This is a genomic window from Tamlana sedimenti (assembly GCF_038148895.1).
Classification (GTDB): Bacteria; Bacteroidota; Bacteroidia; order Flavobacteriales; family Flavobacteriaceae; genus Tamlana.
In genome coordinates this window covers 15,276-37,251 of record NZ_JBBVGQ010000001.1, presented here as the reverse complement: position 1 = coordinate 37,251, position 21,976 = coordinate 15,276, and the positions used below count along the sequence as shown (strand labels likewise).

Here is a 21,976-nt window from a genome sequence, read left to right as displayed (position 1 = left end):
TAAATGAAGTTTATTGTGTTCAAAAATACAGTTTTATTATTTGTTTTGATAATGATTTCTTGCGGAAACGTGAGGAAGGGGGAAGGAATGGCTTCAAAAGAAAATTCAAACCATCTTGATGAGACCCTGAAACAAGTTCAGGGTGACACGAACATTGTTGTGGGTGCCAATCAAATTGAAAAGTATTTGCCAATTTTGGAAGGAAAACGAGTTGGGGTGGTGGCAAATCAAACTTCGGTAGTTTTTAAAGGAAAAGATTCTCTTTTTTGGATTGACCCAGAAACTAGAGAAACAGGTTTTGAAAAACTTGTTTTTAGAAATACCCACTTGGTAGATTCACTTCTATCCTTAAAAATTAATATAATTAAAGTTTTTGCACCCGAACACGGTTTTAGAGGAATGGCAGATGCTGGAGAAATAGTAAAAGATGGTATAGACACCAAAACTCAATTACCTATCATTTCACTTTACGGAAACAACAAAAAACCTTCAAAAGAGCAGTTACGAGATTTGGATATTATGGTTTTTGATATCCAAGATGTGGGGGCTCGTTTTTATACTTACATTTCTACGTTGCACTATGTTATGGAAGCCTGTGCCGAAAATAATATTCCTCTTTTAATTTTAGACAGACCAAACCCCAATGGACATTACGTTGATGGACCAGTTTTGGAAATGGAACACAAAAGCTTTGTGGGCATGCATCCTATTCCAGTGGTACATGGTATTACCATTGGCGAATACGCCCAAATGATAAATGGGGAAAAATGGTTGGCTAATGAAGTGCAGTGCAATCTTACTGTTATTCCTATTGAAAATTACAGTCATAATTCATGTTATAGCTTGCCTATTAATCCAAGCCCCAATTTGCCAAACGATAAAGCCATCAATCTTTATCCTAGTTTGTGTTTTTTTGAGGGGACTAATGTTAGCGCTGGACGCGGCACCAATAAGCAGTTTCAAATTTTTGGAAGTCCCTTTTTAAATCCCGAACAATTTAATTTTGAGTTTACAACAAAACCCAATGAAGGAGCTAAATATCCCAAACATGAAGGTAAATTATGCTACGGAAAGGATTTAACCCAATTCGAAAATTTGAATGCATTGAATTTGGCGTGGTTAATTGAAGCGTACAATAATACCGATAAGAAATCTGAATTTTTCAATAACTTCTTCGTGAAATTGGCCGGTACAAAAAAACTGCAACAACAAATTGAGCAAGGTTTAACTGAAGAACGAATTAAAGCCACTTGGACAGAGGGTCTAAGTCAATTTAAAAAAACACGCCAAAAGTACCTGCTTTACCCTTAAAACATTATTCACGGGTAGATGGATAAATGCCAACTTTCAAATTATTGCTTAAGTAAAGGGTTTTGATAACAAAATTTGCATGTTAAATGCTTAAAACATTAAATTTACCCCGCAATAAATCAGCAAATAAATCATGAACCCATCTTCGGCAGGTTGGATAAAAAAACTGGTAAAGGAGGTTGAAAAAAACAACCGCTTTTTAAAGTATGGAGAGGAAGATTTTTATGATTCCTTAAGGTCTTGCGGATTTATTTATGGTAGTAATTTGGATGTGGTTGCCCAAGTATTTCCAAAAAAAGACCTCACTGAAGAGGAACTCTGTAAAACAAATTTGTGCCTTTCATTTCTCTATGCTCATTCACATTCTAATTGTGAAACACCATTTGTAGCCAGTGTTATAAACTTCTACGCGGCCATTAATGAGATTAAAACCTCTTTTTTTGATGGGCTTTTGGGAGGAAAGAAATCTAACGAGCAGTTAGAGAAGATTATTCACAAGCGTGTTCAAATAGATGCTAATGTACTGACCAAAAACTTCAACTATTTTATTATCAATGCCCTTTTGTATATTGATGTTCTGGCTTACATGGAGTACTTGAAGAAAGAAAGCATAGATGTTAAATATATCAAGAATCTTGAGGCATCTATAGTGGCAATTTCTTTGGATGTGCTCAATTCAAAAGCCGATAAAAATCAATATGACTACAGTTTAATCAGATTGTTTGAGTCTTCACTTCGCTATCAAGACAATGCGCAACTTTCTTATAACAAGGCATTAAAACATATAAGAACGCCACAAGAAAAATACTATGTTTTAGATATATCCTGCATGGCTACTTGGAGCGACCAAATGATTGACGTTAAAGAAGAACAGTTTTTGGAAAAATTGGGGCGAGATCTAAAACTTGATATTTCCAGAGTATTTCAATCCATAAAAACGGTTAACCATTTTTACACCACGCATAAAAACAATATAGCACTTTTAAGCTCTAAAAACGTGGTGCAGAGTTTTTATAATAACTCCAGCAAAATGGTGCATAAATTGATTACAAGAAATAGCAAACGTTTGTATCAAGAGTTAAAGGACAGTAAAGAACTCATGGTTTTGTTAACACAATCTACGGTCCGGGATTTAACTTCCGAGGAGCAAAAAAAAGTACAAGAACAGCTATTGGATATTTTTAAATCCATACCGAGTTTGGCCATTTTTTTATTGCCTGGTGGCGCAATATTGTTGCCTTTGGTGATTAAATTTATTCCCAAATTGCTGCCTTCCGCTTTTGATGAAAACAGAATTGAAGAATAAAAAATCTGTTTTCACATTTTTTTCCAGTAGCTTTACAAACACTACGAACTTAAATAAACTATATGGCAGCTTACTCCATTCAAGAAATTAATGATCTTTTAAAAGGTGAATTAGTTGGTAATACCACACAGCAAATTGAAGGTCCTGAGCAATTACAAAATGCCAAAAACAACCATATAACCTTTATAGGTAGTACGAAATACATTAAATATTGGGAAACTTCGCAAGCATGTGCTGCCTTGGTAAATAACAACTTATCGGTAGAGCCCGGTGAGAATAGAGCGATTATTAAAGTGAAAAATGCTGATTTGGCCATGGCAAAAATCTTAGAGATGTTTAATCCTCCACCTCCTGAGTTTGAAACTGATATCCATCCCACAGCCGTAATTCACGAAACTGCTAAAATAGGAGGTGGCTGTAAAATTGGAGCAAATAGCTATGTGGGGAAAAATGTTGTTTTTGGAAAAGGGGTTGTTCTATACCCTAATGTCAGCATTTTTGATGACACCACGATTGGCGATAATACCGTGGTATGGTCAGGAACTGTTATTCGCGAACGTAGTGTTATTGGCAGCCATTGTATTTTCCATACCAATGTGAGTATTGGTGCGGATGGTTTTGGCTATCGCCCTAGTGATGATGGAAGAGGCTTGGTTAAAATTCCACAAATAGGAAACGTTATTATTGGGCATTATGTTGAAATAGGAGCCAATTCTTGTGTTGATCGGGCAAAATTTAGCTCAACGATTATTGGAGATGGCTGTAAAATAGATAATCTGGTGCAAATAGCACACAACTGTAAATTGGGGAGTTCCTGCATAATGGCCGGTCAAAGTGGCCTTGCTGGCTCTGTTACCTTAGGTGATGGGGTAATAATTGGAGGTGGAGCAACCATAAAGGACCACACGGTTATCGGTTCAGGAGCTACCATTGGAGGTGGTTCTGGTGTGGTTGGTGATGTTAGGGCAGGTCAAACGGTTTTGGGTTATCCCGCACAAGATTCAAGGGAAATGCTCAAACAATGGGTGGCCATGCGCAAATTGGTTAAAAAATAGTCAAATTACCGCTTCTAGCCTTAGTTTAAAAAAACCAATATTCTAACTAGGCCTGAACTTAAAGTAAATGGGAACAGCATAAGATACTTTTACTGGTCGGCCGCGTTGCATGCCGGGTTTCATTTGGGGCAGTAAGTTAATAATGCGTTCTGCCTCTTCCTCTAAAAGTCTATCAGGGCCTCTGGAACGCACATTGATGGTGTGCCCTTTGGTGTCAATTACAAAAACAACCGATACCCTGCCTTGTATGCCCATCTCTAAAGCTGTTTTCGGATATTCGAAATTATCCATGACATGCTTTTGAATTTTGTTTTGAAAACATTCCTTTGTTTCGGCTCTCGATTTTCCCTCACAACCAGGGAAAACGGGTACGCTTTCAATAACCGCAAAGGCTACTTCAACATCCTCTTCATAATCTTCAACGTAAACATCACTTACGCTTACCACGCGTTCCTCAATGGCATCATCTTGGTTTGTTTCGGTACTTTCAATTACAGTTTCTTCAATATCAACAACATCTTCAACAATTTGTATGTTTTGTTGGATTACTGCTGGAGGTGGTGGAGGTGGCGGAGGCATATTAATGTTTAATATTGGAATTTCTTCTTCCTCTTCCTCAGCTTCAACGTTTAAAATATCAATTTCTACATCGCTCTTTTCGTAGGTTCTATACTCTAAAGCTTGCCATGAAAGGAATAACATTATGTTTAGCCCAATAGCAAAATAGATGCTGCTATTTCTACCTATTTCTGTTTGTGGGTTCTTTTTAGCTTCCATGATACTAGATTTAATAGTTATCTAATTGTATTTTTAGATATATTAAAGCTATTATTTTCCGAACGGAATAACAATGATATTTGTCATGTTGAGTGTAGCTACATAATAGGTTAAAATATTGTAAATAAAGTTTTTATGGGATAAAAGGTAATAAAAAAACCTGCTTATCAAGCAGGTTTTTAAAAGCATTAAAAATTTTCCTTGGCTTAAGAAATTTTAATATTTCTTGGAGGTTTTTGTTTGGCCTCTTCTTTTTTAGGAAGATGAATGTTTAAAATACCTTCATTGTAGGTGGCATTTATCTTGTTGTCCTCAACTGTTTCGGGTAAAGTGAAAAGTCTTTTGAATGAAGAATATCCAAATTCTTTGCGTGTATAGCCTTCCTCTTTATGTTCATTATTTTCATTAAGTTCAGCAGAAATGGATAGTGTATTGTTTTCTAAGTTTATGTTGAAATCGGATTTTTTCAATCCTGGTACCGCCATTTCTACAACAAAAGCATCGGCTTCTTCTTTGATATTTACTTTAGGAACGGTCATTCCTGTATTAAAGTTTGACGAAAATAATGATGGAAATTCGCCTATTGAAAAATCATCAAACCAGTTTGATAATGATGGGAAGTTTGATGATGTTTTTTTATGTGCTAAACCTCCATTTTTTGGTAATGTTGCTAAATTGCTCATAATTAAAAAATTTAAGTTAAACATTTATTTTTCAATCTACTATAGGCAAATTAAATGCCAGAACATAAAAAGGGATAGTTTGGCATTTTTAACTGCTTTTTTTGACCTGATTCTGACAAATTTTCATTTTTTTGGGTTTTGATAATGCCAAAATTTCGGGATTCTTGAAATCCGATAGTCAGGATTTAATTATCCTTTCTTCGAGCATCAGCTAAAGGTGAAAACAAAAGGGCTTGAATTAAACAATTCAAGCCCTTTTAGCTAGGTGTAAAGTAGGTTAAATATTGAAACTTAATGTCAATGTAATGTTGGAGTTTTTTCTGTTTATCCTTGTTGTATCGGTTAAACCAACAGTATACAATGGGGTTTCGTCGGTCCGTTCTGAACTGTCATAAGTTACATCCAATTTGGTGTTTCCAAAGTTATAACCCAGGCCTAAAGAAAAGCCGTTCAAATCACCAACGGTTACGCCATTTTTATAGGGGCTTTCCTCAAAACGATAACCACCTCTAAAACTAAATTGTTCGTGCTTGTACTCTGCTCCCAATCTATAAGTTGCGGCACTTGTTAAAACGTTGGAAATACCACTATTTAAATCAATATAATCATTTTCCGGTGTGAATTTGGTTTTGCTGTAATCCTTTTTGGAATAATCAAAACTAATTAAACCTTGATTACTGAATACATAGGCTAAACTTCCTGTTATTTTTGAAGGTGTTTGCAGTTTATAGCGAGGATATATGTTTATAATGTCTTCAATGTAAACTATATCAGAACTGGCCAAGTTGGAATTTATATACTGCGTAGTTTCCTCTTCTATGGTGTACCAAGTGGGGGAGTCGTAAGTTACTCCTAATCTAAATTCTTGGCTAAGCTTCATAATACCACCAAGCTGAAATGAAAATCCGTTACCAGTTGTAGATAAAGTATTATCAAAGTCAATGGCCGTAATCGATCCACCGTTAGAATTGTCTTCCAATAAAGAAGTGGTGCGTTGGTAATCTATAAAATGTGAGTTTAAGTTTAGGCCCAAATATAAGTTGTCATCATATTGTGCCGCTACATTAAATGATACTTTCCCATTATATCCAGTTGCGGTGTATAAATAATCGTGGAAGAAGTTTCCACCATAAACTGTATTGGTTGCATTGTACATGGTGTTATTGTCATCATCTACATCTGGGTCAAGAATATAGGATTGAAAGCCCAAAAAGGCTTGTTGGTGAGCAAAGCCAAAAACATCGCCAATGTCTTGATAAGCTTCTTCAATTAATTCGTCACCTATAAGGGAAATATCTCCCAATCGAACACCACTTGCATACTGGTAGAAATAATTGGCTATTGAGTTAACAGGTACTATTTCATTATTGTTACCATCAACTACTACAAAATTATTGGTGTTTAGGCCAACTGCATTCCAACTATTGTCATAATTATTGGTTCTGTCGTAAGCGACGGCAAGTGTGAATTTTCGCCAAGGAGAATCGGTATTTCGGTTGGCAAATACAAAAGCAGCTCCAGCCTGATTAATGTCGAAATTGGAAATATTGTTATTGGTGTAATCTCCAAAGTAACCAGTGCTGTTCTCAACATCTACATTTGAACCTGAAATGGACGCGTGACTTTTGCTAAAGACCGCAGAGCCCGCAGGGTTTAAACTAACGGCACTCATGTCTCCGCCAAGTGCGCCAAAGGCTCCGCTAAGTGCCCTAAAACGGGCAGTTCCTTGAATATTATCTTGTGAATATCTTATTGCATCACTTATGTCCTGAGCATAAATTGTAGACATAGAAAGCATACCTATGAATAGCAACTGTAACTTTTTCATCTTTTTTGTTATTTCTTTAAAATTTGGGATTAACGTCTTCTTCCACCGCCACTTGATGAACTGGAGCTTCCACCGCTGCTTCGGCTGCTGCTACCTGAAGATCTGGATACCGATCCGCTAGACCCTGAACTAGAGCTCCTGCTAGGTGTGTAGGTGGAACCTCTTGAGGACGAAGAAGAAGATGATCTCCTGTTATATGTATTTCCAGAACTGGAACTGCTTCTTGAGGGCTGTGTGTAAACTGAACTTGAACTTCTTCTTGATGTTGAAGATGAGGCTCTTTGGTTTGAGTTTGTAGAAGGGGTTCTAACGGTAGTACTCCTTCTTACTGTATTAGATTGAACACGGGTTCCATTCGGATTATAGCTTCTATTGTTTGTTGCAACCGAAGAATTTCTGTTTACGCTACTTCTTCTGGCCGTTGTATTATATTTTGAACTTGTTCTACTTTGTGTGCTTACCGAGCTACGTCTGCTGATAGAGTTGTCTCTTGAATAATTGTTCGCATAGCTACCTCTTCTGGTAGCACTGTAAGATAGACCTCTTCGGTTGTAAAATCTATTTCCGTAGTAATTATTATAACCATAATATCTGCCATATCTATACGGGTATCCGTATAAGCCACCATACCAAGGGTTGTAAGCCCAGCCTCCGTAGAAACCTCCGTAGTATGGATTCCAAAACGGGTCATAATAACCCCAATTGTTCCATCCCCAGTTGTTCCATCCCCAATAGCCACCCCATCGGTTATATCTCCAGCTATTCCAGCCCCAGCCAAAACCAGCATTCCAACCCCAATTGTTCCAGCCGTTATCAATATAATTAATAGTTACGCTATTGCTGTTTTGCCCCCAGCCAGCATAGCCTTGGTAGTCGTTGTCAATTATAGTATCGTTTTCAACATAGGCATTACTTTCATATTCATCTATATCAGTAAAAATAGCGTCTTCGGCATTATAACTTTCGGCTTCAATAGACTTGGTCTTGAAATAGTTTTTATAGTAATTGCTGTTTGATTCGTTTGGCACTTCAACAACTGCCTTTTCATATACTGCATGTCTTTCAGGTTCACCATAAATACCATCGTCATCTACGCCAACATATTGATAGGAACCACAAGACATGAAACCTATAAGCAGGCCAAACATGGCTGCCATTGGTGCTTTTATTTTTATGTAGTTGTTAAATTGCATATCTTCTTAATTTTATTGTTGAACATCTCAAAAATAGTTAGTTTTGCCAAACTATTTTTATATAATAAGTCACAATATTTGTGCCAAACATTAATATGAGCAAAAAACTTACTAGTAGGGCAGAGGATTATTCCAAGTGGTATAACGAATTGGTTGTTAAGGCAGACCTAGCGGAGAACTCTGCGGTTAGGGGTTGTATGGTAATCAAACCGTACGGTTATGCTATTTGGGAAAAAATGCAGGCTGAATTAGACAGGATGTTTAAGGAAACAGGTCATCAAAATGCGTATTTCCCGTTGTTTGTTCCAAAAAGCCTGTTTGAGGCTGAGGAAAAAAATGCCGAAGGCTTTGCAAAGGAATGTGCCGTGGTAACCCATTACAGATTGCAAAACGACCCTGATAAACCTGGTAAGTTGCGTGTTGACCCTGAAGCCAGGTTGGAAGAGGAACTAGTTGTTCGCCCAACCAGTGAAGCCATTATTTGGAACACGTATAGAAATTGGATTCAATCTTACAGAGATTTGCCTCTGTTAATAAACCAATGGGCCAATGTAGTACGTTGGGAAATGCGAACACGATTATTTTTAAGAACGGCCGAGTTTTTATGGCAGGAGGGTCACACAGCCCATGCTTCAAAAGAAGAAGCCATGGCTGAAGCCGAGCTTATGAATAATGTTTATGCCACGTTCGTGGAAAAATTTATGGCTATTCCGGTTATTCAAGGTTTGAAAACAGAAAGTGAACGTTTTGCTGGGGCAGATGAAACCTATTGCATTGAAGCTTTAATGCAGGATGGAAAAGCTTTACAGGCAGGAACATCGCATTTCTTGGGTCAAAATTTTGCAAAGGCTTTTGATGTAAAGTTTGCAAACAAAGATGGCAAGCAAGATTATGTTTGGGCAACTTCTTGGGGTGTTTCAACACGGTTGATGGGTGCATTGATTATGACGCATAGCGATGACAATGGTTTGGTGTTGCCTCCAAGTTTGGCGCCAAATCAAGTGGTTATTGTGCCAATTTATAAAAGTGAAGAAGATTTGAAGGCTATAACCGAATTAGTCAATTCTATTTTGAGCGATTTAAGGGCAAAAAACATCACGGTTAAGTATGATGATAGAACAACCCTTAGGCCAGGGGCAAAATTTGCACAGCATGAATTACAAGGTGTTCCGTTACGAATTGCCATTGGGCCAAAAGATTTGGAAAATGGTACAGTTGAAATTGCCAGAAGGGATACTCTGACCAAGGAGGTGGTTGCGTTGGATAATTTGAATGATAAGGTGGAAGGCTTGTTAGATGAAATTCAAACAGCGCTATTTACAAATGCCTTGAATTTTAGAAATGAGCATATCACCGAAGTGGATACTTTTGAGGAGTTCAAAGATGTTTTAGAGACTAAAACAGGGTTTGTTTCTGCTCATTGGGACGGCACTGCCGAAACCGAGGATAAAATTAAGGAGCTTACAAAAGCAACAATTAGGTGTATTCCACTTGAAGGAAAGGAAGAAGAGGGAGTCTGCGTATACTCTGGAAAGCCCTCAAAACGCAGGGTATTATTCGCAAAGGCATACTAAATTTTGAATAAAATAAGGCAAAATAAATTTTTTTAAAAAAAGATTATTTAGGTCTTGCAACATTTAAAAATAGTTGTATTTTTGCATCCGCAATGGAAACATTGTAAGTTATTTGAAAAGTATCGTAGGTTTAAAGTTTTAATTTATATTTACGTACTCTAAACAAATGGCCCGTTCGTCTATCGGCTAGGACGCCAGGTTTTCATCCTGGTAAGAGGGGTTCGATTCCCCTACGGGCTACAATTATTTTACAAATAAAAAAGCATTATGGCAAATCATAAGTCAGCATTAAAAAGAATTAGAAGAAACGAATCAAGACGTGTGGTGAACAAATACCAACACAAAACAACTCGTAATGCTATTAAAAAATTACGTGAGCTAACTGATAAGAAAGAAGCTGAGGAATTATTTCCATCAGTTGTATCTATGTTAGATAAATTGGCGAAGAAAAACATCATTCACGCTAATAAAGCTGCTAACCTAAAATCTGGTTTAGCAAAACACGTTGCTGCGCTTTAATTAAGATTAGAGTTTAAATATAAAAAAGCTTCTCAGAAAAGGGAAGCTTTTTTTATTTGGCTTTTTATTGAAATAAGCCGGATCAGCTGAATAATAAAAAAAGCCCCAACAAATTTGTTGAGGCTTTTTATGTTTCGAAGAATTACTGTTTTTTTATCCATTCATGGAAATTAAAAACTCTTCATTATTTCTAGTTTGTTTGAATCGCTCATTAATGAATTCCATAGCCTCAACAGGATTCATGTCGGCAAGATACTTGCGCATAACCCACATACGTTGAATGGTGTTATCATCTAACAGTAGGTCATCACGACGCGTGCTTGAAGACGTAAGGTCGATTGCTGGGAATATTCTACGGTTAGAAATTTTTCTATCCAATTGAAGTTCCATATTACCGGTTCCTTTAAACTCTTCAAAAATAACCTCGTCCATTTTTGAGCCTGTTTCGGTAAGAGCCGTCGCAATAATGGTTAAAGATCCGCCATTTTCAATATTTCGGGCAGCACCAAAAAAACGTTTTGGCTTGTGCAATGCATTGGCATCAACACCACCACTTAATATTTTACCCGATGCAGGCTGAACGGTATTGTAGGCCCTTGCCAATCGTGTAATGGAATCTAAAAGGATAACAACATCATGGCCACATTCTACCAAACGTTTTGCCTTTTCAAGAACAATGTCAGCAATTTTTACGTGCTCGTGAGCTTCTTTGTCAAAAGTTGAAGCAATTACTTCGCCACGAACATTACGTTGCATATCAGTAACCTCTTCAGGACGTTCATCAATCAATAAAATCATTTGATAAACTTCAGGATGGTTTGCAGCAATGGCATTGGCCACATCCTTGAGTAACATGGTTTTACCTGTTTTAGGCTGCGATACAATCATACCACGTTGACCCTTTCCAATAGGAGAAAACAAATCCATAATTCGAGTTGAAATGGTACTTTGTTTTTCAGCAATATTAAATTTTTCCTGTGGAAACAAAGGAGTTAAATGTTCAAAAGCCACACGGTCTCTAACCACATTGGGCAATTGACCATTAATTTTGCTCACTTTAATAAGGGGGAAATATTTTTCGCCCTCTTTAGGCGGTCTTACATGCCCAAGCACGGTATCACCTTTTTTCAGCCCAAATAATCTAATTTGGGATTGCGATACATAAATATCGTCTGGGGATGACAAATAGTTGTAATCCGATGAACGTAAAAAACCATAACCATCCTGCATAATGTCCAAAACACCCTCACTCTGTATGATGGCATCAAATTCATAATCCGGCTCGCGGTAACGGTTTCTATTGTCTTTATTGCCCTTGTCTATATTGTTTTTTGGGTTTTTGTTTTGGTTTTTATGTTGGTTTTTGTTGCCTTGGTTAGATTTTTGCTGATTGTCATTCTGGTTTTTATGGACAGAACTATTATCGCCTTTAGATTGCTGTTGAGGTGCTTCTGTTTTTTGTAAAGCCTCTTGTTTGTTTTCAGAAGAGGAATTATTATCGCTTTTCTGAGGTTGGTTTCTTTGTACGCGCTGTCTTGGCTGTCTGGCGGGCTTATTGTCTGTTGTTTCCGAAGATTCATCGGGTGCTACAACAGCCTTTACTGCTTTTGGGTCTGCAGCTTGTTGATCCAGGATTTGATAAACCAGATCTAATTTTTTAAGAGAACGATACTTTGGAACGTTCAATTTTTTTGCAATCTCTTGTAAATCAGAGAGTTTCTTTTCTTTTAACTGTGAAATTTCAAACATTGATGTTTAATTGGATGTTTTGTTTTGATATACCCTTAGGTATTTCTGAAAAAAATTGATTTTTTATTCTGAAGAAATAACCGCCTGTCTCTGCGGTTGTTGAGAATTATTACTGCAATAATACAACTTTATTTTATTTTTTAGCGTTAATTCTATTATTTTTGCGGTCTAGTTTTCGAAAAGGCATGCTACAGCGCATTCAAACCATCTATCTTTTATTGGCCACAGGGGTTTCTGGGGGTTTGATTTTTGTGTTTGAATTATGGAAAACAGAAGCGGGTGTTATAGTGTTTGCAAACGACACTAATTATGTGTTTGCAGCGTTTTTAATCTCGGCATTTTTTTCCTTAGTAGCAATATTTAGATATAAAAACAGGAAGTCCCAGTTTGTTTTGGGGCGACTTAACATCATATTAAACTTTTTTTTACTAGGATTTTTCGTGTATCAATCGCTAACTGTATCTGGAGAAACGGCGGTTTCTGAGAAAGGTATTGGGATGCTTCTCCCTATTGTTTCTATCGTGTTATTGGCTTTGGCCAATAAAGCCATCAAGAAGGATGAAGATCTTGTAAAATCTGTTGATAGATTGCGATAAACCTAACATCTTAGTAGTATTAGTGCGAAAAAACCCTGACTGAAACGTCAGGGTTTTTTATATAGTGTGCTAGAACATACCGAAACTAAAAGTCATATTTCTTAATATCTTTTGTCAAATTCAATGACTTCTAAATTGTCTATTTTTTGACCATCAATAGTGAATCTTAGCATGGTACGTACTTTATGGAACCCATGTTTGCCAACAGCTCCGGGATTCATATGGATGAGGTTTAGATTTTTATCGGGCATCACCTTCAAAATATGCGAATGGCCACAGATAAACAATCGTGGCGGATTTTCTTTTAAAGCTTTAGAAATTCGACTGTTATATTTTGGTGGGTAACCACCAATATGTGTTATCCAAACGTCAACATCTTCACAAAAAAAACGGTTGTTTTCAGGGAATTCACCTCTAATTTTAGCATTGTCAATATTGCCATAAACAGCTCTTAATGGTTTTAGTTTTTTAATGGCATCAGTTACTTGCAAATCACCAATATCGCCAGCATGCCAAACTTCATCAGCTTGCTTTACGTACTTTAAAATGTCGGTGTCAATATATCCGTGGGTATCAGAAAGTAACAGGATTTTTGTCATTTAACTAAACTATTCTTAAAACTTCAAGCTTCGGGCTTCAAGCTTCGGCCAATATATTATCTTTGTGTCTTTGCAAAAGTATTAAAACGCATTGAGGTATTTTTTAGAACTTTCATACAATGGTAAAGCATACCATGGCTGGCAAAACCAGCCCAATGCCATTTCGGTGCAAGAGGTTATTGAAAAGAGTTTATCAACTTTATTGGGTGAACCCATCGACGTTGTTGGAGCAGGACGTACCGATGCCGGGGTGCATGCCAAACAAATGTTTGCTCATTTTGATACCGAAGTAGATTTTGATGCTGATAATTTGGCCTATAAACTGAATTCGTTTTTACCAGTCGACATAGCTATCCATTCTGTTTTTAAAGTGAAACCTGAATTACATGCCCGTTTTGATGCCTCGAGCAGAACCTATTTGTACCGCATAACCTTGCAAAAAAATGTTTTTGAATTTGATAATACCTATTACGTAAAACAGCCGTTGGATATTGGAAAAATGAGCGCAGCTGCAAAAATTTTATTTGAGTATAACGATTTTCAATGTTTTTCTAAAAGTAACACGGATGTAAAAACGTATTATTGTGATATCATGAAAGCCGAATGGTTTCTTAAGGATGATGAGCTTCATTTTGTGATTAAAGCCAACAGGTTTTTAAGGAATATGGTTCGTGCCATCGTTGGTACCATGGTTGAAATTGGTTTGGGCAAGCTAAGTGTGGATGATTTGCATACCATAATTCAATCTAAAAACAGAAGCGAGGCAGGGTTTTCTGTGCCAGCGCATGGGTTGTATTTAACTGAAATTGAATATCCAAAAGATATTAAAATATAAATGAGTAAGCCAAAAGAAAATATTTTCGACTATCAGCTTTTTAAAAGGCTTTTTCAATACATAAAACCATACAAAGGTATTTTTATTGGGCTTGTGATTTTGGTTATTTTGCTTGCCATTTTTAGTACGGCAACGCCTTACATCACTAAAGATGCCATAGACGACAGCATTACTAATAAAGCTGAAAAGCACTTTTTGTTTTATGTTGTTTTAATGTTGGTGGTTTTGGTTTTGCAAACGGTTTTTCAGTTGTTGTTCATTTACTATGCGGCTTGGTTGGGGCAGAATTTGGTCATGGATGTGCGCGTAAAACTATTCGACCATTTACTGAAATTCAAAATGAAATATTACGATAATTCTTCCGTTGGGGTGCTCATAACCCGTTCAGTAACCGATATGGAACGCATTGCCGATATTTTTGGTGAAGGTTTGTTTATGATTGTGCGCGATTTACTTACTATGGCCGTTGTTTTCGGCGTAATGGTTTACATAAATGTAAAACTTTCGCTTATCGTTTTTGCCATGCTTCCCATTTTGCTTTACGCTACACGATTGTTTCAAAAGTATATGAAAAAGGCTTTTGAAGAAGTGCGAAACGAGGTTTCAAACTTAAATTCCTTTGTGCAAGAGCGCTTAACCGGCATGAAAATTTTACAATTGTTTACGCGCGAAGACGTGGAATACAAAAAATTTAAAGCCATTAACGAACGCCATAAAAAAGCATGGTTAAAAACCGTTTGGTACAACTCCATATTTTTTCCAATAGCTGATTTGGCATCGTCCGTTACAGTCGGTTTAGTAGCTTGGTACGGCGGATTAAATGTAGTTTTTGAGAGTACGGAAGTAACCCAAGGTGATTTGGTGGCTTTTATCATGTTTATCCCAATGTTGTTTCGGCCTTTACGCCAGATTGCAGATAAATTCAATACGTTGCAAATGGGGATGGTTGCTGCAACTAGGGTTTTTAAAATATTGGATACCACCTCTCAAATTGACGATAGCGGCACCCATGTGGCCGAATCATTTAAAGGACAAATTAAATTTGATAAAGTCTTTTTTAATTATGTGGAGGATGAACCTGTTTTAAAAGGTATTTCTTTTGATGTAAATGTTGGTGATACGGTGGCTATTGTTGGAGCTACAGGTGCAGGAAAATCGACCATTATTAATTTGCTGAATCGGTTTTATGAAATTAAAGATGGTGTTATTTCTGTTGATGGAATTGATATTAGGGATGTCACGCTATCATCATTAAGAACCCAAATTGCCGTGGTGCTTCAAGATGTGTTTTTGTTTGCCGATACCATAATGAGCAACATCACGTTAGATAACCCTGAAATTACGGAAGAACAGGTTTATCAGGCTGCCAAAGATATTGGAATTCATGAATTCATCATGTCATTACCAAATGGCTATCAGTACAACGTTAAGGAGCGAGGAGCCATGTTATCTTCAGGACAGCGTCAACTCATTTCATTTTTGCGGGCTTACGTTACCAATCCGAGCATTTTGGTTTTGGATGAAGCAACTTCTTCAGTAGACTCCTATTCAGAACAACTTATTCAAAATGCTACCGATAAGATTACCAAAGGAAGGACTTCAATCGTCATTGCGCACAGATTGGCTACTGTAAAAAAAGCCAATAATATTATTGTTATGGATGCTGGTGAAATTGTAGAACAGGGCACACATACCCAACTTCTAAAAAATGAAAATGGGAACTACAAAAATCTGTATGAGGTACAGTTTTTAAAGGAGCAAGAAGTTTAGGAGATCACTTTCCAGTAGCTGCTTTTTGGGCTTCAATTGCTGTTTGTAAATCACCGTTTAAATACATAACCACAGCCATAAGAATTGAAAACATAACAAATAATACCATCAATATTACCAAAAACAATATTGTTCTCAAAACTATATTTATGAAGTTGAGACTGTACAGGCGCTTTAGGCAATAGGCAGAATATAAAATCATTACAGGTATGGCATACAAACTAAAAATCCCCTGATTAATACCTATGGCAGCCGCTATAATACCCAAAATACCAGACACAATGGACATTTGCCCCTGTATATATAAAAAAACAACTACCAATTCGGTATAGTTGAATTTATTGTACCCCAGAAAAGAAACCCTAGCCATAATAGCATAGATTGGTACATATAGCATCATAAATAGGGATTGGTATTCTTGTACAAAACTTACATTTCTTTTTTGAAATTCTTCTTGCTCTGGTGCAGAAAAAAGGGTGTAGTCCATAACCTCCGGAAAGAACTTATTGGCGATTAAAAGATATAGTCCCGAGACAGTAATTGCTATACCAAAATAACTAATAGGGTTGGCATATTTTTTTCTAACACCGTCAATATAACTGCCAATAACGTCCTCTGGTTTTTTGAATAGGTTTAAAAAAGTCTGAAGAAGCTTATTGTCATAATTGAAAAAGGTTTCGGTAAAATTTTGAAACAGATTTTTAAGCGTTAATCGGTTTCTGATGACTTTTGCACCGCACTCTGGGCAGTAATTCTGTTCGGCTAAAATTGGCGTATTGCAATTTTTACAAGTCATTAGGTTAAATCATTTTTTATTAATGAGCTGAGTTCAGACGTATCCTCAAACATAACAAATTCACCATCTTTAAAATAGGAAATATGCCCGGTTTCTTCACTTACCACCAATGCCAGGGCATCTGTTTTTTCCGTAACGCCAATGGCAGCTCTATGCCTTAAACCAAAACGTTGTGGAATGGTTTTTTCATTGTTAACAGGAAGAATTACACGAGTGGCCTTTACAATATTGTTGCTTATAATTATAGCGCCATCATGCAGCGGACTGTTTTTAAAAAAAATGCTTTCAATAATCGGTTGGGTGACTTTAATGTTCATTTCATCACCCGATTCCGAAAGGAAATCTAAATTGTTATTGCGTTCAAAAACAATGAGCGCACCAGTTTTAGACATGGCCATTTTATTGCATGCCGAAATAATGGCATCAACATCGGTTTCGTTGGCACCTTCAGTTTTTAAAAACTTAAATTGTTTTAGGAATTTTCTCCGTCTGTTAAAATTTGTGGAGCCCACCATGAGCAGAAACTTCCTTATTTCTGGCTGAAAAACCACAATCAGCGCAATAATACCAACCTTCATAAAACCGCCAAAAATTCCCGTGAGCAACTCCATATTCAAAAACTCTGTAAGCTTCCAAACCAAGTAAATAATAATAATGCCAATAAAGATGTTAATGGCTACGGTGCCCTTTACAAGTTTATAAATGTAATAGAGAAGAAGTGCTACAAGAATGACATCGATGATATCGACTACCGAAAGATCAAGAATGTCTTTAAAGATTTCCAAGGGCAATGGGTTTTGGTAAATTTAGTAAAAAAGGGTTAATAAATGAATTCGTTATTTGAAAATGATAGTTGATTTAAATCTATGTTCAATAACAAAGACTTGTAGGTTATATATTCTTGGAATTTTAAGTTTTTATTGAAATTTAAAACTATTCTTCCTATAACTGAATCGAGTTTTTTAATTTCTTTTTCTAGATTTAGCCTATTTGTTTTTATGTTAATATCAGCGGAGTAGCCCAATAAAATTGAAACCTCTTGATTACTTTCAAAGTTAATCGAATGAATATTTCCAAAATATTCAATATTTGAAATGTCAGAAAAAAACATTTCTGGTTTTTCATAATAATAGTTTGTTGTCGTAAACTCAATAAACCCTAAATTATTTCTGCTTAAATCGTGGCAGGTAAAATAGTTTTTGGCGTTTTCGTTTTTATGGCTAGAATTTGCCTTTTTTTCCTGTAAGAATTTAATGAGCGGGATAACTTGTTTTAAAGTTAAGCGTTTATCAACATTTACCAACCAATTTGTGGTACTGATTAGGTTTTTTCGGTTGAGTTCAACGCTATCTTTTTGGGTTTGATCATAAAATAAATAGGCTGCCGAAACATCGTGTATTTCAGTAATTTCGGAATGGTCTATTTCAGGCAATTGGATGGTTTTTTCCTTTCCGCAGGATAAGGCCAAACAAAGGATTAATAATAAAATTATACGTTTCATAGGCTTAACAGCTAACAACTCAACGATTCCACAAGTTTTATACATTCCACAGCTTCCCTTACGTCGTGCACGCGTAAAATGGAAGCGCCTTTTTGCAAGGCTATGGTATTTAAAACAGAAGTGCCGTTTAAAGCTTCATTCGCTGAGGTTTGTAAGGTTTTATAAATCATCGATTTTCTTGAAATGCCTATGAGTAGAGGTTTTTCAATCATTTTAAAAAGTTCCAACTTATTTAAAAGCTCAAAATTTTGTTTCCTGGTTTTAGCGAATCCAAAACCGGGGTCAATAATAACATCAACAATACCCAAAGCTTTGGCAGCGGCAATTCGTTCAGAAAAATAAAAAAGGATGTCCTTTGCCAAATTATCATAATCAGTTTGCTGCTGCATGGTTTGTGGTGTTCCGCGCATATGCATCATAATATACGGCACGTGCAAATCAGCTACCGTTTGAAGCATGTGTTCATCCATTTTCCCTGCTGAAATATCATTGATTAATGCTGCGCCTGCTTCAATACATTGTTTTGCGACTTCACTTCTAAAAGTATCAATAGAAAGTAAAATTTCCGGAAATTCCTTTAAAATTAAATTAACAATAGGTATGATGCGTTTTAACTCTTCGGTTTCGCTTACGTGCTCTGCATTGGGTCGCGAACTATATGCCCCGACATCGATAAAGGTGGCTCCTTCGTTCAACATACTTTCTATGTACTTCAAAATCCCTTTTTCATTTTTATGCATGCCGCCGTCATAGAAAGAATCAGGGGTAATATTTAAAATCCCCATCACTTTTGGAGTGGATAAATCGATGAGTTTTCCTTTGCAGTTAATGGTCATTTATTGGATAATTCTAATTGTTTGTTAAATGTTAAAACTTTAAACCTCAAACTTTGAACTTTCTGATTATTTATGCGAAATTTACGCAAAATTCAAATTATTGATGCAAGATACTTCAAAACAATACGATGCCGTAATTGATACCTGCAAAAGTTTATTTATAAAGAAAATGAGTGACTACGGTAGCGCATGGCGAATTTTAAGATTGCCATCTTTAACTGACCAAATTTTTATTAAAGCACAGCGTATTAGGAGTCTTCAAAAAAATTCAGTAAGAAAAGTAGATGAAGGTGAAGCAAGCGAGTTTATTGGCATTATAAATTATTGCATCATGGCACTTATTCAGTTGGAAAAAGGTGTTGTTGAACAACCAGATATGACTACTGAAGCAGCTACAAAATTATACGAAGAAAAAGTGGCCTTGACCAAAAAATTAATGGAAGATAAAAACCACGATTATGGTGAGGCATGGCGCGATATGCGGGTAAGCAGTTTAACCGATTTGATTTTGCAAAAGTTATTGCGCGTGAAACAAATTGAAAATAACAAAGGAAAAACTTTGGTGAGCGAAGGCATTGATGCCAATTACCAAGATATGATTAACTATGCCGTTTTTGCGATGATTCATTTAAATGATAAAGAAAAATGAAAATACTCGTTAGCATTTCAAGAATATTAGTTGGTATACTTTTCATCATTTCAGGCTTTATAAAGCTTAACGATCCGCTTGGGTTTTCGTATAAGTTACAGGAATACTTCAGTGCTGATGTTTTGAACATGCCGTTTTTTGAGCCCTATGCCTTAATTATTTCTGTTTTTGTAGTGGTTTTTGAGGTTGTGCTCGGTGTGTTTTTGATTATTGGCTATAAACCCAAATTCACGGTTTGGAGTCTTTTGGGAATGATAGTATTCTTTACGTTTTTAACCTTCTATTCGGCCTATTTTGACAAGGTGAGAGATTGTGGCTGTTTTGGTGATGCCTTGAAGTTAACCCCGTGGGAAAGCTTCACCAAAGATGTTATTTTACTGGTGCTCGTCCTTATTTTATTTTTTGGAAAAAAGCACATCAAGCCCGTATTTGGTAGGTTGCAAACCACTGTTTTTGCATTACTCAGTTTTATTCTCAGTTTGTGGTTTGCCTATCATGTTTTAATGCATTTGCCACTTATCGATTTTCGTGCATACAAAATTGGAAACAATATAACCGAAGGCATGTCTATTCCAGAAGATGCCCCAAAGCCCGTAATTGAATATTCTTGGAAATTCAATGTTAATGGTGAGGAAAAACTAATCACAACCAATGGGTCTTATCCTTCGGTTGATGGTGACTTTGTTGGTGTGGAAACCAAAGTGATTGAAGAAGGCTACCAACCACCTGTTGTAGATTTCTCTATAGAAAGTGAAGAAGAAAACTTGACCGAATACTTTTTAAGTCAAGAAAATTTAATTGTGGTGGTGTCTTATAGTTTGGAGAAAATTGAACAGGGTGGAGCTTCAAAATTGAAATCCTTGCAGGATCAAGCCATTGAAAATAATTATCTAATTATTGGCTTGACAGCCTCTGGTGAAGCTGCAAAACAAAACTTCAATAACATTTACGGGTTGGATTTTGAATGGTATTTATGTGACGAAAAAGCACTAAAAACAGTGGTGCGTTCAAATCCTGGAGTTTTAGAATTAGATAAGGGCACCATAAAACAAAAGGTACACTGGAACGATATTGAGGATTTAAAACTACCAAAAGGTGGAAATAAACCATTATCTTTTGAAGAAAGAAATAAAGACAATATTCTTTATTTAGTGGATGGAGAAGTCTCAACTAAAGAGGAGGTAGACGCTTTAGAGAAAATAGATACTATTTCTAAACTTCGTTTTACAATAGACGAAAATGTATTGGATTCGTTGAATAAAGCTAGAAACAGTAATTACGTTGGTTTTATGAATGTGGAATTAAAGAAGGATAGTTCTGATTAGCTACTTCCTAAATAAAATTTTCTACGCATTACTCACTTTATTTGGGGTAGTTACCGTTATTTTCTTTTTGTTTAGTGTGCTGCCTGGAGACCCTGCACAAATGATGATGGGCCAAAACGAAGACAGCGAGCAATTGGTCATTGTTAAACAAAAATATGGTTTTGATAAACCAATTTCCACGCAGTATTTTTATTATCTAAATGATTTACTGCCTATTTCATTCCACTCCAATAAATCAGAAGATTACACCTTTTTAAAAGAAGGAAAATATAATGCCATGAAATTATTTTCAATAGGAAATACAAGTACAGTTTTAAAATTTCCCTATCTGCGCGAATCGTTCACCAAGCAAGGCAAAAAAGTAACCCAGGTTTTGGCTGAAACCTTGCCGAACACTTTTGTTTTGGCCGTTTCGGCCATCACAATTGCCATGTTAATAGGTGTTTTTCTTGGTATTGTTTCGGCATTGTACAAAGATAAATGGCTCGATAAGGCTATTCAGGTTTTAAGTACGTTGGGCATGAGCGTGCCTTCTTTTTTCAGTGCTATCCTGTTCGCGTGGTTTTTCGGGTATATATTGCACAGATACACCAATTTAGAAATGACAGGCAGTCTTTATGAGTTGGACGACTTTGGCGAGGCCATGCACATAAAATGGAAGAATTTAATCTTGCCGGCAATCGTTTTAGGTATCCGCCCGTTGGCTGTCGTAATTCAACTTATGCGGAATTCTTTGTTGGAAGTTTTTAATCAAGATTACATTAGAACGGCTAGGGCTAAAGGACTTAGTGAATTTCAAATCATAAAAAGACATGCCGTTAAAAACGCATTGAATCCAGTGGTTACAGCTATTTCGGGTTGGTTTGCTTCCATGCTGGCAGGTGCCGTTTTTGTGGAGTATATTTTTGGTTGGAACGGCTTGGGGAAAGAAATAGTAAATGCCCTCAATACCTTGGATTTGCCCGTAATTATGGGTTCAGTATTAATTATTGCGTTATTGTTTATATTAATCAATATTTTTGTAGATATCGTTTATGTTTGGCTGGATCCAAAGGTGAAGCTGGAGTAAATGAT

General features: G+C 36.4%; 21 protein-coding genes and 1 tRNA gene. 12 read left to right on the top strand and 10 right to left on the bottom strand.

Going from position 1 to position 21,976, the window contains the following annotated elements:
• Positions 1-3: 3 nt before the first annotated feature.
• The 3 genes from WJN01_RS00205 (at position 4) to lpxD (ending at position 3,672) form a co-directional block, all read left to right on the top strand.
• Positions 4-1,311 carry an exo-beta-N-acetylmuramidase NamZ family protein gene (locus WJN01_RS00205; RefSeq protein ID WP_445195160.1) on the top strand — a complete coding sequence of 436 codons (1,308 nt, stop codon included), beginning with the start codon at positions 4-6 and terminating at the stop codon, positions 1,309-1,311.
• A 133-nt stretch (positions 1,312-1,444) separates the two neighbouring features.
• Positions 1,445-2,617 carry an LETM1-related biofilm-associated protein gene (locus tag WJN01_RS00200; RefSeq protein ID WP_445195159.1) on the top strand — a complete coding sequence of 391 codons (1,173 nt, stop codon included), beginning with the start codon at positions 1,445-1,447 and terminating at the stop codon, positions 2,615-2,617.
• Between the two features lie 62 nt (positions 2,618-2,679).
• Entirely contained in the window at positions 2,680-3,672 is a 993-nt protein-coding gene (gene lpxD, locus WJN01_RS00195; RefSeq protein WP_445195158.1) for a UDP-3-O-(3-hydroxymyristoyl)glucosamine N-acyltransferase, read from the top strand.
• 42 nt (positions 3,673-3,714) lie between these two features.
• Here lpxD and WJN01_RS00190 read toward each other — a convergent pair whose 3' ends face one another.
• From WJN01_RS00190 to WJN01_RS00175, 4 genes are all read right to left on the bottom strand, one after another.
• A complete protein-coding gene (locus tag WJN01_RS00190; protein WP_445195157.1) occupies positions 3,715-4,449 on the bottom strand; it encodes an energy transducer TonB in 735 nt (244 codons plus the stop codon).
• Between the two features lie 206 nt (positions 4,450-4,655).
• Entirely contained in the window at positions 4,656-5,132 is a 477-nt protein-coding gene (locus tag WJN01_RS00185; RefSeq protein ID WP_445195156.1) for an Hsp20/alpha crystallin family protein, read from the bottom strand.
• Positions 5,133-5,409: 277 nt separating this feature from the next.
• Complete coding sequence (locus tag WJN01_RS00180; RefSeq protein ID WP_445195155.1) at positions 5,410-6,960, bottom strand: OmpP1/FadL family transporter; 1,551 nt, start codon at positions 6,958-6,960, stop codon at positions 5,410-5,412.
• 29 nt (positions 6,961-6,989) lie between these two features.
• Positions 6,990-8,153 (bottom strand): hypothetical protein, encoded by a 1,164-nt coding sequence (locus WJN01_RS00175; protein WP_445195154.1) that lies wholly within the window; start codon positions 8,151-8,153, stop codon positions 6,990-6,992.
• Between the two features lie 95 nt (positions 8,154-8,248).
• Between WJN01_RS00175 and proS the strand changes: the two genes are divergently transcribed.
• From proS to rpsT, 3 genes are all read left to right on the top strand, one after another.
• Positions 8,249-9,727, top strand: coding sequence for a proline--tRNA ligase (gene proS, locus WJN01_RS00170; protein WP_445195153.1), 1,479 nt, complete (start codon positions 8,249-8,251; stop codon positions 9,725-9,727).
• A 168-nt stretch (positions 9,728-9,895) separates the two neighbouring features.
• Positions 9,896-9,967: transfer RNA gene (locus WJN01_RS00165), tRNA-Glu, on the top strand.
• A 27-nt stretch (positions 9,968-9,994) separates the two neighbouring features.
• Positions 9,995-10,246: a 30S ribosomal protein S20 gene (gene rpsT, locus WJN01_RS00160; protein ID WP_445195152.1), complete on the top strand. Its 252-nt coding sequence runs from the start codon at positions 9,995-9,997 to the stop codon at positions 10,244-10,246.
• 153 nt (positions 10,247-10,399) lie between these two features.
• On the opposite strand, the gene rho is transcribed toward rpsT, so the two are convergent.
• Positions 10,400-11,995: a transcription termination factor Rho gene (rho, locus tag WJN01_RS00155; RefSeq protein WP_445195151.1), complete on the bottom strand. Its 1,596-nt coding sequence runs from the start codon at positions 11,993-11,995 to the stop codon at positions 10,400-10,402.
• Between the two features lie 185 nt (positions 11,996-12,180).
• Between rho and WJN01_RS00150 the strand changes: the two genes are divergently transcribed.
• A complete protein-coding gene (locus WJN01_RS00150) occupies positions 12,181-12,591 on the top strand; it encodes a DUF4293 domain-containing protein (RefSeq protein ID WP_445195150.1) in 411 nt (136 codons plus the stop codon).
• Between the two features lie 101 nt (positions 12,592-12,692).
• On the opposite strand, the gene WJN01_RS00145 is transcribed toward WJN01_RS00150, so the two are convergent.
• Positions 12,693-13,190, bottom strand: coding sequence for a metallophosphoesterase family protein (locus WJN01_RS00145; RefSeq protein WP_445195149.1), 498 nt, complete (start codon positions 13,188-13,190; stop codon positions 12,693-12,695).
• A gap of 91 nt (positions 13,191-13,281) precedes the next feature.
• Here WJN01_RS00145 and truA point away from each other — a divergent pair, with 91 nt between their 5' ends.
• On the top strand, positions 13,282-14,025 hold the full coding sequence (gene truA / locus WJN01_RS00140) for a tRNA pseudouridine(38-40) synthase TruA (protein WP_445195148.1): 744 nt from the start codon (positions 13,282-13,284) through the stop codon (positions 14,023-14,025).
• A complete protein-coding gene (locus tag WJN01_RS00135) occupies positions 14,026-15,795 on the top strand; it encodes an ABC transporter ATP-binding protein (protein WP_445195147.1) in 1,770 nt (589 codons plus the stop codon).
• Between the two features lie 4 nt (positions 15,796-15,799).
• On the opposite strand, the gene WJN01_RS00130 is transcribed toward WJN01_RS00135, so the two are convergent.
• The 4 genes from WJN01_RS00130 to folP are packed head-to-tail and all read right to left on the bottom strand — an operon-like array spanning position 15,800 to position 18,928.
• Positions 15,800-16,591: a DUF3667 domain-containing protein gene (locus WJN01_RS00130; RefSeq protein WP_445195146.1), complete on the bottom strand. Its 792-nt coding sequence runs from the start codon at positions 16,589-16,591 to the stop codon at positions 15,800-15,802.
• On the bottom strand, positions 16,591-17,376 hold the full coding sequence (locus WJN01_RS00125; RefSeq protein WP_445195145.1) for a diadenylate cyclase: 786 nt from the start codon (positions 17,374-17,376) through the stop codon (positions 16,591-16,593). The genes WJN01_RS00130 and WJN01_RS00125 overlap by 1 nt, the downstream gene beginning before the upstream one ends.
• 35 nt (positions 17,377-17,411) lie before the next feature.
• Positions 17,412-18,092 carry a hypothetical protein gene (locus WJN01_RS00120; protein WP_445195144.1) on the bottom strand — a complete coding sequence of 227 codons (681 nt, stop codon included), beginning with the start codon at positions 18,090-18,092 and terminating at the stop codon, positions 17,412-17,414.
• Between the two features lie 11 nt (positions 18,093-18,103).
• Positions 18,104-18,928: a dihydropteroate synthase gene (gene folP / locus WJN01_RS00115; protein ID WP_445195143.1), complete on the bottom strand. Its 825-nt coding sequence runs from the start codon at positions 18,926-18,928 to the stop codon at positions 18,104-18,106.
• Between the two features lie 103 nt (positions 18,929-19,031).
• Here folP and WJN01_RS00110 point away from each other — a divergent pair, with 103 nt between their 5' ends.
• From WJN01_RS00110 to WJN01_RS00100, 3 genes are read left to right on the top strand one after another with little or no spacing between them, the layout of a single operon-like run.
• Positions 19,032-19,577, top strand: a complete 546-nt coding sequence (locus tag WJN01_RS00110; RefSeq protein WP_445195142.1) for a DUF1599 domain-containing protein — start codon at positions 19,032-19,034, stop codon at positions 19,575-19,577.
• Positions 19,574-20,902 carry a BT_3928 family protein gene (locus WJN01_RS00105; RefSeq protein ID WP_445195141.1) on the top strand — a complete coding sequence of 443 codons (1,329 nt, stop codon included), beginning with the start codon at positions 19,574-19,576 and terminating at the stop codon, positions 20,900-20,902. Before WJN01_RS00110 ends, WJN01_RS00105 begins: the two co-directional genes overlap by 4 nt.
• Positions 20,895-21,971 (top strand): ABC transporter permease, encoded by a 1,077-nt coding sequence (locus WJN01_RS00100; RefSeq protein WP_445196281.1) that lies wholly within the window; start codon positions 20,895-20,897, stop codon positions 21,969-21,971. Before WJN01_RS00105 ends, WJN01_RS00100 begins: the two co-directional genes overlap by 8 nt.
• Positions 21,972-21,976: the final 5 nt, after the last annotated feature.